Here is a 16030-nt window from a genome sequence, read left to right as displayed (position 1 = left end):
ATGAACGTCCAGGTTCTCTTCCACGACAGCTGCTTCGACGGGGCCGCGAGCGCGGCGGTCTTCACCCGCTTCTACCGCGAGCGCGTGCGCCCGGATGCCCGCTTCAGCTACCGGGGCCTGTCCCACCAGGCGGGGGGCGCGGCCATTGATCCGGCCGTCTTCACCGGGGACGAGAACGTCATCGTCGACTTCCGCTACAGCCAGGACGCGCGGCTCACCTGGTGGTTCGATCACCATGTCTCCGCCTTCCAGCAGCCGGGGGACGAGGCCCATTTCCGCGCCGATACCAGCGGGCACAAGTTCCACGACGCGCACCGCAAGAGCTGCACCGTGTACCTGGCGGACGTGGCGCGCGAGCGCTTCGGGTGGGACCCCTCTCCCTTGAAGGAGCTGCTGCACTGGGCGGAGATCATCGACGGCGCGCTCTTCCCCAACCCGGAGATGGCCGTGGCGCTGGAGGAGCCCGCGCTGCGCATCATGACGGTGCTCGAGGCGAACAAGGACCCCGCGCTCATTCCCCAGGTCATCGAGCGGATGCAGACCGACTCGCTGGCCGCCATCGCCGCCTCGCCGCTGATCGCCACGCCGCTGGCGCCGCTGCTCGAGCGCCACCGTCAGCACATCGAGCTGGTGCGCGCCAAGGCCCGCTACGAGAACGGCGTCGTCTCCTTCGACCTGGCGGACGAGGGCGTGGACAGCCTCAACAAGTTCATCGCCTACGCCCTCTATCCCGAGGCCCGCTACACCCTCTGGGTGGGGCAGGGCCCCTCGCGCGCCAAGGTGTCGCTCGGCTCCAACCCGTGGCGTCCCCAGGAGCGGCGGCACGACCTGGCCGCCATCGCCTCGCGCTACGGCGGCGGCGGGCACCCCGTGGTGGCCGCCATCAGCTTCAAGCCCGGGGAGCTGGCGCGTGCCCGCTCCGCCTGGACGGAAATCCTGTCCGAGCTGTCCGCTTAATCCGGACCCACTACATTTTGCGCACCTCGCAAAGTTTGCGAGGGTCTGGGCCGCAACACCTGCGGTGATCGCCACCGGACAGTCGTGCTTTCGGGGGGTTGGCAGGCGGCCCACCGTTTGCTTGGCGTCCCCGATGTGATCGGTTTTCCGCCATTTTTCCAGCAGGCTCGCAACGCGGGGCGCGGCTTCAGGCCAGCGACTCCGGAGCGGGCGAGCTGTCTGGCGTTGGCTTGCCCGGGAATAGACGTAGCCGGGTTTTCCTGGGAGCCTTCCTCTCAGGTGGGCCGGTTTGCTTCTTCTCGGTGCGTTGAGGGATTCTTCCGCGGGGAGGGACGCAACCCCGGAGATCGGCTTTCCTCCCAAAAGGTGTTGACCATCCATCTTTCGATGGGCTGAGAATTATTTACATTTCCCATAAAGCCGGGCAATCTGTTCTCCCAGTGAGAGTTGGTCAAATGCGCACCCAGGGAATTCCAGCGAAGCACGAGCGGCGCATGAGGGGAGTCACCCTCGTCGAGCTGATGGTCGTGGTGGCGATCATCGGCGTGCTGGCGGCGCTGTCCATGGTGGCTTTCGACTCGCTGGGCCGGCGTGGGGCGCTGCAGAATGCCGCGTTCGACATGCAGGGCGTGCTGACCACGGCGCGGGCCCAGGCGGTCTCGCGGGGTTATCCGATGTGGGTCCTCCTGTATCCGTCCGCCGGCCGCAAGGCGATGGAGGGAGGCCCGGGCGCGTTCTTCCTCGTGGAGGACTCCGGGAGCAGCTACGTGCGTGCGCCCGCTGGCCTCTTCGCCATGGATCCCAGGGGCTCGGCCCTGGTGTCGGCGTCGTACTTCCTGGAGGACTACAGCAAGGGAGTGCGTTTCGAGGCGCTGAAGCCCGGTGAGGCGGGGCAGTACGCTCAGCCCTTCGCGGCGCTCCAGGTGCGGACCTGTGGCTTCTGCTCGGGGGCGCCGCTGCGTGGCGCCATCGCCTTCTTCCCGGATGGGAGCGCCCGTTTCGTCAATGGGCAGGGCGAGTACGTCTTCACCAAGAACCAGGGACTGGCCCTCAGCAGCCAGGACCGCAAGTCCGAATACCTGTTCGCCATCGCGGGTCCCACGGGTTACGTGGCGGCCTTCTCCCACTGATGCCGATCGGAGGCTCTGCCGTGGATCTCTCTTCCCGACGCCGTGTCCGCCGTATGGGTTCCGCTCCGCGCGGAGTGTCACTCATCGAAGGGATGGTGGCTTCCGTCGTGTTGCTCATTGGTCTGCTGGGCGTGTTCCAGGGCGTGCTGGTGGCCAGCGAGCAGAACTCCATGGCCAACCAGGCCAGCCGCGCCGCGGGCATCGGCTCCCAGGTGCGCGTGGCGCTGGACACGCTGGGCCGGCATCGGGTGGTCGAGGGCATGCTCACGGGCGCGGCCTGTCATGCGGGCGCGAGCGTGCAGGAGCTGGCCGGCGGGCTGGAGAGTCTGGATCCCGGCGCGGAGCCGTGGGCGGTGCGCTGCATCATGGATCTGGACGCCTTCGAGGAGACCGCGGACGAGGCCGACAGGCTGCTGCCTGGCTACCCGAAGACGGACAGGGAGCGCTTCCGCCGGGTCCTGGTGCGGGTGTCGCGGTTGGATCCGGTCGCCAATGTGTCGATCGACGAGGTGGCGATCGTCGTGTCGTGGAACGAGCTGGGGCGCCGGCGCTTCCTGCGGCAGTTCGTCGGGTTCTACGACGCGAGCCCGTTCGGTAACGGGACCAACATCGAAATCTGAGTGGTCTTCATGACGCGTTCGAAATCCCCCCCATCCCACGCGCCGCGCGGCTTCACCCTCGTCGAGCTCCTGGTGGGTGCCGCCACCACGAGCATCATCCTCTTCGCCGTGGCCTTCTCCGTGTTGGCGGTGCAGGGCTCCTATCAGGCCGAGTCGCGCGTCAAGGTGGCCGTGGAGGGGGCGCGCACGGCGGCGACCTTCATCGAGCAGCGGCTGCGGATGGCCGGCTATGGAGTGGATCCCCGCTTCGCCTTCGACTTCGACGCCACCCTGGCCCCCAAGGCCAATCAGGTTCTCGCTTTCGCGCCCGGCGTTCCCCAGTCCGTGACGGATGATCTGGCCTTCCGCTACCGGGATCCCTCGTGGTTGCGCCGGGGCTTCTACACCGCCGCCGATGGCCTGCAGCTGCAGGGCGGGGATACGTTCGGCGTGGACTTTCCCGAGAGCCAGCGCTTCCTCGTGTCGTGCCGGGGCGGGCGTGACTACGTGGTCCTGCGGGTGAGCGCGGGAGGCTTGCAGTCCGACACCATCAGCTCGAAGAACTTCGCGGTGGACGCCCGCTTGTCCTCCGTGGGCGCGGATGCCGGGTGTCTGTCCTGGACCGGGACGGATGCGCCCTACATCATGCTCCTGCATGAGCTGCGCGTCCGCATCATGGACCTGGATGGCCGTCCGTTCCTGATGGCCTTCGATCGCCTGGACACGCTGGACCTGGCCAATGCCGTGCCCCTGGCCGCGGATGTGGAGTCCTTCCAGGTGGCCTACGTGATGAACCGCCCGTTGCCCAACAGCGTCCACGCCACGGTCCTGCCTCCGGTGGATGCCAGCTCGGATCCCTCGAACTGGGTGCTGGGAGACGTGGGCAGCGACGACTCGGAGCGTTTCCCCGACCCGGACGTCACCCCGGCGCCCGTGTATGGCACGGCTTACGACGATGCGACGCGCTACAACCAGCACCCCGCGAACATCCGGGCGGTGCGCCTGAGCATCAGCGTGCGCTCGACGCGCGCCGAATCCAACGGGCGCCGTGCCTTCGAGCGCGTGGATCTGGAAGACTCCAACGAAGCCGTGGAGGCGGACGGCTACTACCGGACCAACATGACCCTGACGGTGCGTGTGCCAAACATGCTGTCCCGCTCCGCTTTCATTCCCGAGGTGGGTGACGAGCCCACTGACATTTCATGGGGAGGCTGACCCATCATGATCCATCCCAGAACCCGGGCCCCCCGAGGCAATGCCCTGCTGCTCACCGTCATCGCCATCTCCGTGTTGATGGTGCTGGTGGGAGGGGCCATCCAGTTCACCAATCGCAACCGCGAGGCGACGGCGGAGAAGCTGCGCGGAGATCGCGTCAACGTCTGCGCGGAGGCGGCGCGCCGCCACCTGCTCTCCCGCCTGTCGTTGTTCCAGGCCACCGGGACGCTGGAGATCCTCGATACGAAGCTCATCGATGATCCGGATCCGGAGGCGCGCTCGCGGCTGATGACCGGACACTATGACTCGGAAGCGATCGCCACGGTGACGACCGTGGATGCGGTGACGATGGGAGCGGCCGCTGGCCAGGCGGTAGAGCTGGCCAACAACATGCCCCGCTCCACCATCCTCGGTGGGCAGTACTACCGGGTGGTGGTCAAGTGCGAGGAGTCCTCGGGCAACCCGGCCGCCAAGGGCCGTCAGTCCGAGGTGGAGTTCCTCTTCCGTTATGGCCTGTGAGGGAAGGCGCCATGATTCGTAAGCTGACGTTGTACCTTGTTGCCTCGGTGCTGGTGGTGCTCCGGGCGGACACGGCGGCCGCCATCGATCAGGCCGCCTGCTGTCTGCCGACGACCTCGCGGCTGGATTCGTTGATGAATCCGACGCAGTTCAGCGGAGACGAGAAGTTCTTCTCCAGCCCGAGCGGCTCACCCAACATCCTCTTCATCATCGACACCTCCAGCTCCATGTACGCGTGGCCGACGACCTGGCCCACGGCCAAGGGCTGCTCGCACTCGTTCTTCGAGGAGCTGGGCTACGACAAGGACGAGGTGTACCCGCGCTTGTGGACGAGCATGTCCACCCAGTCCAGCGAGTGGTTCGCGACCAACAAGTATTACAACGCGCCCTCGGACGGGTATGGCCGTAGCTTCCAGAACCCCCCGGAGAATGACGACCAGGTCGACGCGTGGTCGAACGTGACGGATGCGTGCAAGGGCGTCTCCAGCAAGTCGGCGGACCGCACGCTGTGCCAGCAGTGCCTGGACACCAAGGGGTACTACGTCGATGGCTCGACGCGCCGGGTGAAGGGCAACTTCCTCAACTTCTACGCGCCGCGTGACTCGGGCGCCGTGAAGGTGCTGGCGGATGTCGTCCACGCGTTGCCCGAGGCGCGCTTCGCGGTGATGTCCTTCGAGACGGTGGGTTCGGAGGGGTGCTGGGGTTCTTCGTGGAGCGTCAACAGCCTCTGCATGCTCCAGGAGATGAGCCCCTCGTGCGCCTACCCGCTGGACGCCGACGCGATGAAGGCCGGCCGCGACACCTTCCTCAGGAATCTCACCAACAACGGGAGCTCGACGAAGCGGCTGGCGTGGGGCCATATCGGTACCCCGCTCTCGGACACGCTCTACGCGGCGGGTTATTACTTCCAGAGCAGGAGCAGCGGCACCACGCCCTTCTCCAAGTATTTCGGCTCCAATCACCCCAAGCCGGCGAGCGTCGGCTCCACTGCGTACAACCGCGGCGACGCCATCTGCTACGAGTGCGGATTCAACGCCGTCATCCTGCTGACGGACGGTGATCCCACCAGCGAAGGCAACTACGTCTCCCTCCCCAGCGCCATCACCAAGCAGTCCTCCAACTGCACGGACTGCAAGGGCAACCTGCACAAGGTGGCCAGGTACTTCTGGGACAACGACATGCGCGAGGAGAAGGGGGGCATGCAGCGCGTGGCCACCTACACCATCGGCTTCTCCGAGGCGGTGACCTCCAGCAAGCTGCTGCAGGAGACGGCGCGGGTGGGTGGCGGCGAGTTCTTCCCGGCCCGGAGCACCAGCGAGCTCAAGCAGGCCCTGCTGAAGATCCTGGACAACATCAACGCGCGCAGCAACGCCTTCACCTCGGTGGCCGTCAACAGCCTGCAGTCGCAGAACTCGTCGCAGCTGGCGATCATCCCCCGCATGGTCCCCGCCAGCAACAAGGGGTGGGCGGGCAAGCTCTTCCGCTACGAGCAGTTCAACGAGTTCGTCCTGAACGAGGACAGGAATGACGACAAGGACTACGACGACGTCTACCTGATCGACAGGAATGGGGATGTCGTCGCGGAGACCCAGGAGGGTGACTTCCGCAAGATCACGGCCTTCAGCACCCCCGCGACCGTCACCCAGTTCGGCGAGGCGGCCCAGCACTACTGGGAGGCGGGAGAGGAGCTCAAGAAGGACTGGGAGCAGGGCGCGGAGACCGGGGGCGCCAAGAAGCCCGACTTCGGCCGCAACATCTACACGGTGACGGACAACGGCCGGCTGAAGGGTGGCCTCAAGGATGGGCTGATCAACCAGGACGACGAGCTCGTCGAGTTCAAGCTCGAGAAGCTGGCCGAGCTGCAGCAGTACCTGGCCGTGAGCGGGGCGCCCATGTGCCCCAGCGGCACGGGCTCCGGCTACAAGCCGGGCTTCATCCTGAGCAAGATGGGGCTCACCTCCAAGCAGGCCGCGGAGATGATGAACAAGGTGCGCTCGGGCGTGGTGTCGGCGGACCCCACGTCCCAGGCCGACTACGACAAGCTGTGCGCGGCGCTGGTCATCCAGTACGTGCGCGGTCAGGATCTCTTCGACGAGGATGGCGATGGTTCCCGCGCCAACATGCGGCCGTCCGCGCTGGGCGACATCTTCCACTCGGCGCCCGTGGTGGTGAGCCCGCCGGTGGACAAGTTCCTGTGCGATCTGGGCGTCAGCACCCAGTGCGTGCGCACGCTCTACTCCAGCGCGGAGCAGCTGGGCGGGCAGGCCACGCCGTTGAAGCCGTCCAAGGACCCCATCCCCGCGACCTGCAAGCCGGGCGCCGCGATGAATCAGGGGGATGCCTACGACGGCTACCACCACAAGAATCGCATGCGCGAGCGGCTGATCCTCGTGGGCGCCAACGACGGCATGCTGCACGCCTTCAGCGATGGCAAGGGCGCGGTGGACCAGGCATGCAACATCCACTACGCCCCGGTCGCCGGTGAGCAGAGCGGCGGCAAGGAAGTGTGGGCCTTCATCCCGTCGGATCTGCTGCCGCGGCTGCAGGACATGATGCAGGGCCACGCCTACTACGTGGATGGCGACATCATGGTCCGCGACATCTGGTCGGACGACAACAACAACGGCTGGAAGGACGAGGACGAGTACCACACGGTGGCCGTGGTGGCCGAGGGCCGCGGTGGCACGCACTACTTCGCCCTGGAGCTGCGCTGGGATGATGCCGCCAAGCCGGCCGCGCTGGCTCCCGGCTTCCGGTGGATGTTCCCGCAGCCGTGCACGGACGAGGCGCTGCGTTTCGGCAAGACGCTCTTCAGCCTCAGCCCCAAGTCGCCCCCGATCGGTCCCGTCCGGTTCAGGTCGGCCAGTCCCATGCCCCAGGCGGAGGGGTTGCCGCCCAAGGACTTCTCCGAGCGCTGGGTGACCATGCTGTCCGGTGGCTGGTCTCCGGGTGGCGAGAAGGGCCGCGGCATCTACATGGTGGACGTGTGGAATGGCAAGGTGGACTCCCGTCGCGACAACCTGTTGTGGAAGTGGGAGTTCGCCTCGCCGGGCAAGGCCTCGAGCGGCGCGGACAAGACGCGTGAGTTCCTGAAGTACGGCTTCGTGGCACCCGTGGCCATGGCGGACTACGGCCCCAGCACCGAGCCGGCGCTGGATGGCTTCTTCGACACCGCGGTGGTGGGTGACCTGGGAGGCCAGCTCTGGACGATGCGCTTCCATGAGCCGGGCATCATCGACAGCTCGGGTCTGGTGACCAACTGGAGCGCCGGGCGCGCCTTCGCGATGGACCGGCAGGATGTGTCCTCGTCCACCGCGGAGCGGATCGACAAGCGCTCGCCCTTCTTCTACCTGAGCTCGCTGGCGTACCAGCAGGACACCCGGGCCCTGCGCGCCTTCGTGGGGACGGGCAACCGCTACTCCATCCTGGATGAAGGTGTCGGTATCTGCCGCTACGACAACCCCCAGGCGTGCTCCAAGCTCGGGTGCGCTCAGACGTTGGTCAACTACAAGGTGACGCGTGGGACGTCCGACGCCCAGACGATGAACAGCGAGTGGGGCAAGGGCACCTACGCCAAGGCGACGGCCACCCAGTGGAACGACACGCCGGCCTCGTTCGACTACTGCGGTCCGACGACCAGCAAGTCCTTCATCAAGGCCGCGTTCGACAAGCGCGAGGCCCAGACCTGCACCCGGCAGGATGGCGGCTCGTCCACCTACGCGTTCGCTTCCACCAGCGTGGAGTGTGGCCAGTACGCGTCGGACGTCTTCGACTGCCGCGTGCCCGCCACGGCCACCATCGACACGAAGAACATGGGCGATCTGGACGTCAAGCAGCCGTTGGCCACGAGCAGCTCCGTTGGCAAGAACCGCTTCTTCGGCATCTGGGCCTACGGTGGTGCGCAGGATCGTGTCTTCACCGAGGACCCGAACTCGGCCTCGGCCAACAAGGCGGACAAGTACGACAACCGGCGGCTGTCGGACTCCAACGATGACCTGCGCAACGTGACGGATGTCGTGTGCAAGGCCGACGGCTCCTGCACGTGCGCCAGCGGGAGCACGAGCTGCGTCGCGAGCAGGCCGTTGGCCGCTCCGGACAGCCGGGGCTGGTTCTACGAGTACGACGGTCCGCATCACAAGACGGCCAGCGGCTCGGCGGTGCTGGCGAGCTGCACGATGTGGAACTCCATGTACTCGGAGGCCGTCCAGCCGCAGGCGGGCGAGTCCCTGGCGTGCTCCGGCTCGTATGCCAGCCGGGCGCGTCTCTTCCAGGCGGACTTCATCACGGGTGCGCCCAACTGCGCGGTGGGCTTCTCCAACAACAACACGTTCGCTCGCTACCAGGAGCGCTCGGTGATCGCGCCCCCGCCCGATGTGTCCACGTCCATCCAGATCTCGAAGACGGGCCAGGTGAAGTACTCCACCATCTTCCTGGAGCCCGGGCCCAACAGGGAGAAGGCCAACCAGACGCAGGTGTCCGCCAGCACGGACGTGCTGCAGTCCATCTACGAGCTGCCTGTCTCGCGGGGTCTGCACGAGTGCCGCCACCTGCAGCCGGGTCCGAACGGTGGAGGCAAGCAGGCTTGCCTGCCCTCGGGGATTTGAGCCAGGGCTGAGCTGTCACACCGGGGCCCGTCCTCGCCGCGCGGCGAGGGCGGGCCCCGCCGTTTTCAGGGGGGCGGTCATGGCGGACGGGCGGGCGGGCTGCTGGCATCTTCCCGTGCCGCGGGCGATGCCGTAGCCTTCGGCCCCCCATGTCCCGGCGCGGTCCGTTCGCCCTCTGCCTCCTCTTCCTCGGTTCCTGCCAGTGGACGTCTCCCACGTCCGCTCCCGACGCGGGCACCGCCCCGGTTGCCTCGGCGCCGGCGCCCGTGCCCACGGCGGCGCCCGTGCCCGAGCCGCTTCCCCCGTGCCGGGCGAAGGGCTCCAGCCCCCTCAGCGCGGCGTTGGACTACCTCGACACCGGCAGGTACCCGGAGGCGCTCTCCTGCGCGGCCCAGGCCTCCGCCCTGGAGCCGGACTCGGCCGCCGCCCACTCGGCGCGGGGCGAGGCGTTGGCCGCCCTCCAGCGCACGGCCGAGGCGCAGGTGGCCTACGCCCGGGCCCTGGCGATTGAGCCAGGCCAGCCGGACGCGCTGCTCGGCGCGGCGCACCTCTACGCCGTGCAGCTGCCCTCCAGCCGCGAGTACGACGAGCTGGGGGCCCTCTACGCCGAGCGTGGGCTGTCCCAGTCCGACGCGGCGCCGGAGTTGCTGCCCCGCTTCGCGCTGGTGGCCGCCATGGCGCTCAATGACCTGGGGCAGGCCGCCGAGGCGCTCCAGCGCGCCCAGCTCGTCCTGGCGCGCGAGCCGGACAACCGTGAGGCCGCCTACGAGAAGGCCCTGGCCCTCTTCGAGCTGTGCCGCTTCGCCGAGGCCCGGGCCGCCTTTGGCACCCTGCGGAATGATCCGCAGCGTGGGGCGCACGCGCACTACCACCTCGGGCTGCTGCTGGAGCGCGAGGGCAAGTGGAAGGAGGCGCGGGAGCACTTCGACAAGGCGCGGCGCGTCTCGCCGGAGGACTTCCCCGTGCCGCCCACGCCCACGGAAGCCGAGTTCCGCGAGGAGGTGGCCCGCGCGGTGGCGGCGCTCTCCGAGGACATGCGGAAGGATCTGACCGGGGTGCCGGTGCGCGCCGAGGATCTGCCCGCGGAGGAGGACCTGCTCTCCGGGGAGCCGCCGCTGTCGCCCGCGATTCTCGGCCTCTTCCGGGGTCCGCCGCTGGGCGAGCCCTGTGATGGCTCGGAGACGCCGTGCCGCTCGGTGGCCCTCTACCGGCTCAACCTGGCCCGGGCGGTGCGCACCCGGGAGGAGCTGAGGGAGCAGATAAAGGTAACGCTGCTCCACGAAGTGGGGCACCTTCGGGGCGAGGACGATCAGGAACTGGCCGCCCGCGGCCTGGAGTGACACGAGACATGGCTCGCCCAACCCCCCCTACCGCCCGCGTGAGCCTCAAGGGGGCCAAGGCCCTGCGCAAGGGCCACCCCTGGCTGTACCGTACCGAGCTGTTGGAGCCGCCCCAGACGGAGGAGCGCGGCGCCGTGGTGTCGGTGGTGGACCCGCAGGGCAACCCCGTGGGCCAGGCCTTCTACGCCCAGCGCTCGCCGCTGGCGCTGCGGCTGCTCACGCGCAAGGGCCCCGCCGAGGAGAAGGTGGACGAGGCCTTCCTGCGCCACCGGCTGGAGCTGTCGCTCGCGAGGCGCGCGCCGCTGCGCCAGCGGGACGGCGTGCGCCTGGTGCACGGCGAGGCGGACCTGCTGCCCGGCCTCTTCGTGGACCGCTATGGCGCGGGCCTGTCGCTGCAGACGCTCTCCGAGGGCATGGACGTGCGCAAGGAGTGGGTAGCGCGCACGCTGGCGGAGCTCACCGGGGCCACGCACGTGGTGTGCCGCGACGATGCCTCGGGGCGTGACTTCGAGGGCCTGACGCGCGAGGTGAAGCTGCTGCACGGGCAGGGCGAGGCGCGTTTCAGCTACCACGAGGGGGAGAACCTCTTCGAGGTGGACCTGCTGGGGGACATGAAGACGGGTGCTTTCCTGGACCAGGTGGACAACCACGTGCGCGCGGGCGAGCTGGCCCGGGGCGAGGCGTTGGACCTGTTCAGCTACCACGGGGGCTTCGCGCTGGCGCTCAGCCGCACGTGCGACTCGGTGCTGGCGGTGGAGCAGGACCCGAAGGCCTCCGAGCGGGCGCGGGCGAACGCCGCGCGCAACGGGCGCACCAACGTCACGGTGGAGAACGCCAACGCCTTCGACGTGCTGCGCCGCTTCTCCGAGTCCGGCCGCCGCTTCGACACGGTGGTGGTGGACCCGCCGGGGCTGGCCAAGCGGCGCGAGGGCCTGGCCACCGCGCTGCGCGCCTACCACGAGCTCAACCTGCGCGCCCTCAAGTGCCTGCGCCCCGAGGGCCTGCTCGTCACGTGCTCGTGCTCCGGCAAGCTGACGCGCGAGGCCTTCGAGGAGATGGTGCTCTCGGCCGCCGCGGACGCGAAGCGGCCGGTCCAGATTCTCGAGCGCCGGGGGGCGGGCCTGGATCACCCGGTGCTCGGCGGCCTGCCGGAGACCGAGTACCTCAAGGCCTTCTTCGTCCGCGTGCTGCTGTAGTGCCCGGAGGGGCGTCGGTTCAGATGCCCATCTCCGCGCGCAGCCGCTTCACCTGCTTGAAGTACTCGGTGCGGGGGAAGGGGACGTTGAGGATGTGGAAGTCCTTCTTGGAGAGGCCCACGCTGCCGAAGCAGTAGTTGCTGTCGGACATGTTGCGGCAGAGCACGAGGTAGGCGCTGCCGGTGCAGTTCTCGCTCTGCACGCAGTAGGCGCAGTTGTGGCACTGCTTGCAGTCCACGCAGTGCGAGCAGTTGTTGCACAGCTCGCAGCGGGTGCAGTGGGTGCACTGGTAGCAGCTGTCGCAGTCCTTGCAGAACATGCAGTTGGCGCACCGCTCACAGCCCTCGCACGCGTAGGAGCCGGGGTTGCCCGGGTCCGCCGTGTACAGCTTGGCGAGCCGCTGGTACTGCTCGAGGAACTCGCGCTTGCCCATGCCCGCCACCTGCTGGCGCGCCTGGGCCTCCTGCTCGAGCACCTCCGGTACGTTCGCCCGCGACCCTCTGTCCTTCACCACGGAAGCTCCTTTCTATTGGCGGTCCGATCCGCCGGGGCCTGGTGCAGCCGCGCCAGCCCTTCGAGGTCGATGTCCTTTGCCACCCGGCGCACCTCCACCGTGCCCGGGAATCCCCGGCTGCTCACCGCCACCACGTACCGGTTGCCCACCAGCAGGCTGGCCTCGGCCAGTGTGGTGGACGCGTCGTAGCGTACGAAGCCCACCGCCTCCTTGTCCTTCCAGAAGATGGGGGCGGTGGGATCATTCGTGGCCCGCTCCCGGCCCTCGTCCGCCGCGGCGCGGATGGTCTGCCCCAGCTTCTTGCCCAGGCCCCCGGAGGTGTCCACGATGCGCACCTTCACTTCCCGCTCCTCACCGCGGGTGAAGCTGCGCTCGACCTCGCTGATGGACACCTCGCCATACCGGCCGGTGGAGCCCCCCTCCTGGGCGCGTTGCAGGCCCTCCAGGTCTTCCGGGAGGAAGGCCCGCAGGTCCTCGAAATGCGCGCAGGGGAAGTCCGCCGGGGTGTTCGCGGCCGTGCTGTCCGCGTCTCCCGGTGTCTTTTTTCCACCATCGGTGCAGGCCGTGCCCGCGACGAGCGCGAGGAGAAAGAGCCGCTGGAGAGAAGAATAGTCGCGCACAGGGGAATCAAAGGGTATCCCCGGGCCGCGCGCAATGGACCTCTCGAAGCTCAACCCCCCGCAGCGCGAAGCCGTGCTCACCACCGAGGGCCCCCTCCTGGTGTTGGCGGGCGCTGGCAGCGGCAAGACTCGCGTCATCACCCACCGCATCGTCCACCTGCTGGACAAACGGCCGGGTGGACTGCTGGCCCGCAACATCCTGGCCGTCACGTTCACCAACAAGGCCGCCACGGAGATGAAGGAGCGGCTGGTGCACATGGCGGGTCCCCGGGCCCAGAACGTGCTGGTGTGCACCTTCCATGCCTTCGGCGCGGAGATGCTCCGGGAGGACATCTACCGGCTGGGCTGGCCCAAGAAGTTCACCATCGCCGACCAGGGCGACCAGGCGGCCATCATCAAGCGGGCCATGCGCGAGCGGCGCATCGACGACCGCACCTTCGATCCGCGCAAGGTGCTCACCCTCATCTCCAAGGCGAAGAACGCCGGCAAGACGCCCGAGCCGCTCGGGGAGGGGATGGGAGACGACTATGATCTCATCGCCCACATGGTCTACGAGGCCTACCAGCTCGCGCTCAAGGCGCAGGGCTCGGTGGACTTCGATGATCTGCTGATCCTCCCCTCGCGGCTGCTGCGCGAGCACGAGGACCTGCGGCACAAGTACACCCAGCGCTTCCGCTACCTCCTGGTGGACGAGTTCCAGGACACCAACCAGGCGCAGATCGATCTGTTGACGCTGCTGGCCAGCGGCGAGACGCGCAACGTGTGCGTGGTGGGGGACGACGACCAGTGCATCTACAGCTGGCGCGGCGCCGAGGTGCGCAACATCCTGAGCTTCGACAAGTACTTCGCCGAGGCCAAGGAGGTGCGGCTGGAGCAGAACTACCGCTCCACGCAGGTGGTGCTGGACGCGGCCAACGCGGTGATCGCCAAGAACCCCGAGCGCAAGGCCAAGAAGATGTGGTCCGAGCGCAAGGGCGGCGAGCGCATCAAGGTGGTATCGGCTCCCACCGAGGAGGAGGAGGCCCGGTACGTGGCCACGGAGATCTCCCGGTTGGTGGCCGGAGGGATTCCGGCGGATGAGATCGCCGTCCTCTACCGGGTCAACGGTCAGTCGCACCCCATCGAGGAGATGCTGCGCGAGAAGGGCATCCGCTACGAGGTGGTGTCGGGCAGCGAGTTCTTCGACCGGCGCGAGGTGAAGGACGTCATCGCCTACTTCAAGCTGATCGCCAACCCGCGGGACGAGACGGCGCTCCTGCGCATCATCAACGTGCCGGCGCGGGGCATTGGCGACGTCACCATGGAGCGGCTGGTGGCGCACGCCCGGCGGGACAGCGTGACGCTCTGGGGCGCCATGGAGCGCGCCGAGGGCTACGAGGACCTGCCCAAGGGCGCCGCCGAGAAGGTGAAGGACTTCCTCCAGCTCGTGGAGCGCTACCGGCAGTCGTACGAGACCGGCAAGCTGGCCGAGGTGACGCGCAAGCTGCTGGAGGAGATCGGCTACAAGGACGACGCGAAGTCGCTCATCACCTCGCAGGCCAGCGCGGACCGGAAGCTCAAGTCCATCGACCAGGTCATCAACTCCCTGGAGGCCTTCGAGAAGCGCGAGGGCCCGAAGGCCAGCCTGCTCACCTACCTCAACCGGCTCAGCCTCGACACCCGCCAGGAAGAGGAGGAGGAGGTGCCCGGGGGCCACAAGGCCGTCACCCTGATGACCCTCCATGCCTCCAAGGGCCTGGAGTACCGGGTGGTCTTCTTCATCGGCATGGAGGAGGAGCTGATGCCCCACAAGGGCATGCAGGGCGAGGCGCAGAACCTCGAGGAGGAGCGCCGCCTCTGCTACGTGGGCATTACCCGGGCCAAGGAACTCCTCTACCTGACGCGCTCCGTCACGCGGGTGAAGCGGGGCAAGGAGGTGCCGCGCACCCCCTCGCGCTTCCTGGAGGACATCCCCCCGGAGCTGGTGGAGGTGCTCGACCTTGACGCACCGCGCAAGGGACCTCCCACGGATCAGGAGAAGAACTTCTTCGCCAGCCTGAAGGAGCGCTTCAAGGCGCCTGGGACGAGTGGGGGAGTGGCCCCCGGGAGCAAACCGGCCGTAGGGGCTCCGACAACCGGGGGGCCCGCCGCGACCGGAACCACGGGTGGGGTACGGTGAACGCAGTGCGACCTTGACTTGCCCCCCGCCCCCCTCTAAGACGGTCGGCCTTTCCGGGACGGCTTGGAAGTTTACGGGTCGGACCCGTGGTTGCTACGGCTACAGGCGCTTCAGGCGCCAACCATGCTTTTGGAGTTCAAACAATGTCGCAGAGGACCTACAGCGCGAAGCCGGCGGATATCAAGCGCGAGTGGCACATCATCGACGTGAACGGCAAGGTGCTGGGCCGCGCGGCGAGCCAGATCGCCACGCTGCTCAAGGGCAAGCACAAGCCCACGTACACCCCGTCCATCGACACGGGTGACCACGTCATCGTCATCAACGCCGACAAGGTGAAGGTGACGGGTACGAAGGAGCAGGACAAGATGTACTACCGGCACCCCCGCGCCGGTTTCCCGGGTGCCCTGAAGAGCACCAACCTGGCCAAGCTGCGCGCCCGGCACCCCGAGGACATCATCCTCAACGCCGTGCGCCGCATGCTGCCGCGCAACGCCCTGGGCCGTCAGATGATGACGAAGCTCAAGGTGTACGCCGGTGACACCCACCCGCACGCCGCGCAGAAGCCCGCGACGCGCGAGGTCGAGGCGTAAGCGCTGTCCTACCTTCCCCACTTTCCGCACCCCATTTAGAGAAGAGACGACATGGCTACCGCCACCGAGAAGGGTTTCTATGGCACCGGCCGCCGCAAGGAGGCCACCGCGCGCGTGTGGATCCGCCCGGGCACCGGTGTTGTGATCATCAACGGCCGCGACATCAACGTGTACTTCGGCCGCGAGACGTCGAAGATGATCCTCAACCAGCCGCTGGACGTGCTGGAGCAGAAGGGCAAGATCGACATCGAGGTCAACGTGCGCGGCGGCGGTCTGAGCGGCCAGGCCGGCGCCATCCGCCACGGTCTGTCCCGTGCGCTGTGCAACTACAACCCCGAGTTCCGTCCCGCGCTGAAGAAGGCCGGGTTCCTCACGCGTGATGCTCGCGCGGTGGAGCGCAAGAAGTACGGCCAGCCGGGCGCGCGTCGCCGGTTCCAGTTCTCCAAGCGCTAATCCGTCCTCACACGGTATCGCTGGAGTACACGCACGGCGGGGGTTCCTTCGGGAGCCTCCGCCGTTGTGCTTTGCGGGCCAGGGCAGGCGAGCACGTGGTGGTCCAGGGCCCCTCGTCGGTTCCGTTGGGCGTGC

General features: G+C 67.9%; 13 protein-coding genes. 11 read left to right on the top strand and 2 right to left on the bottom strand.

Annotation, left to right across the window (positions count from 1 at the left end; genetic code table 11):
• The 8 genes from Q664_RS34385 (at position 1) to Q664_RS34350 (ending at position 11560) form a co-directional block, all read left to right on the top strand.
• Complete coding sequence (locus Q664_RS34385) at positions 1–957, top strand: DHH family phosphoesterase (protein WP_043405455.1); 957 nt, start codon at positions 1–3, stop codon at positions 955–957.
• A 455-nt stretch (positions 958–1412) separates the two neighbouring features.
• Positions 1413–2087: a pilus assembly FimT family protein gene (locus Q664_RS34380; RefSeq protein WP_052519023.1), complete on the top strand. Its 675-nt coding sequence runs from the start codon at positions 1413–1415 to the stop codon at positions 2085–2087.
• A 107-nt stretch (positions 2088–2194) separates the two neighbouring features.
• Positions 2195–2707, top strand: a complete 513-nt coding sequence (locus tag Q664_RS34375) for a prepilin cleavage protein (protein ID WP_152622507.1) — start codon at positions 2195–2197, stop codon at positions 2705–2707.
• Positions 2708–2716: 9 nt separating this feature from the next.
• A complete protein-coding gene (locus Q664_RS34370) occupies positions 2717–3901 on the top strand; it encodes a PilW family protein (protein WP_043405569.1) in 1185 nt (394 codons plus the stop codon).
• A 6-nt stretch (positions 3902–3907) separates the two neighbouring features.
• Complete coding sequence (locus tag Q664_RS34365; RefSeq protein WP_043405448.1) at positions 3908–4420, top strand: hypothetical protein; 513 nt, start codon at positions 3908–3910, stop codon at positions 4418–4420.
• Between the two features lie 11 nt (positions 4421–4431).
• On the top strand, positions 4432–9024 hold the full coding sequence (locus tag Q664_RS34360) for a PilC/PilY family type IV pilus protein (protein ID WP_052519020.1): 4593 nt from the start codon (positions 4432–4434) through the stop codon (positions 9022–9024).
• Positions 9025–9173: 149 nt separating this feature from the next.
• Positions 9174–10364, top strand: coding sequence for a metallopeptidase family protein (locus Q664_RS34355; protein WP_043405445.1), 1191 nt, complete (start codon positions 9174–9176; stop codon positions 10362–10364).
• Between the two features lie 8 nt (positions 10365–10372).
• The gene (locus tag Q664_RS34350) at positions 10373–11560 is read left to right on the top strand and encodes a class I SAM-dependent rRNA methyltransferase (protein ID WP_043405442.1); all 1188 of its coding nucleotides are present in this window, start codon (positions 10373–10375) and stop codon (positions 11558–11560) included.
• A 19-nt stretch (positions 11561–11579) separates the two neighbouring features.
• Here the strand turns inward: Q664_RS34350 and Q664_RS34345 are convergent, their stop codons facing one another.
• Both Q664_RS34345 and Q664_RS34340 read right to left on the bottom strand, forming a co-directional pair.
• Complete coding sequence (locus tag Q664_RS34345) at positions 11580–12074, bottom strand: caib/baif family protein (protein WP_200883804.1); 495 nt, start codon at positions 12072–12074, stop codon at positions 11580–11582.
• Complete coding sequence (locus tag Q664_RS34340) at positions 12068–12694, bottom strand: hypothetical protein (RefSeq protein WP_043405438.1); 627 nt, start codon at positions 12692–12694, stop codon at positions 12068–12070. The genes Q664_RS34345 and Q664_RS34340 overlap by 7 nt, the downstream gene beginning before the upstream one ends.
• A 34-nt stretch (positions 12695–12728) precedes the next feature.
• On the opposite strand from Q664_RS34340, the gene Q664_RS34335 reads away from it, so the two are divergent.
• The 3 genes from Q664_RS34335 to rpsI all read left to right on the top strand — a co-directional run bounded on the left by Q664_RS34335 (position 12729) and on the right by rpsI (position 15895).
• Entirely contained in the window at positions 12729–14852 is a 2124-nt protein-coding gene (locus Q664_RS34335; RefSeq protein WP_043405435.1) for an ATP-dependent helicase, read from the top strand.
• 143 nt (positions 14853–14995) lie between these two features.
• On the top strand, positions 14996–15442 hold the full coding sequence (gene rplM, locus Q664_RS34330) for a 50S ribosomal protein L13 (protein WP_043405432.1): 447 nt from the start codon (positions 14996–14998) through the stop codon (positions 15440–15442).
• A 51-nt stretch (positions 15443–15493) separates the two neighbouring features.
• On the top strand, positions 15494–15895 hold the full coding sequence (gene rpsI, locus Q664_RS34325; protein WP_043405429.1) for a 30S ribosomal protein S9: 402 nt from the start codon (positions 15494–15496) through the stop codon (positions 15893–15895).
• The last annotated feature ends 135 nt before the right edge of the window (positions 15896–16030 follow it).

Origin of the sequence: Archangium violaceum Cb vi76 (assembly GCF_000733295.1) — a bacterium.
GTDB lineage: Bacteria > Myxococcota > Myxococcia > Myxococcales > Myxococcaceae > Archangium > Archangium violaceum.
Note: the sequence above shows the minus strand (reverse complement) of the source record. Positions and strands in the feature narration are given on the sequence as shown.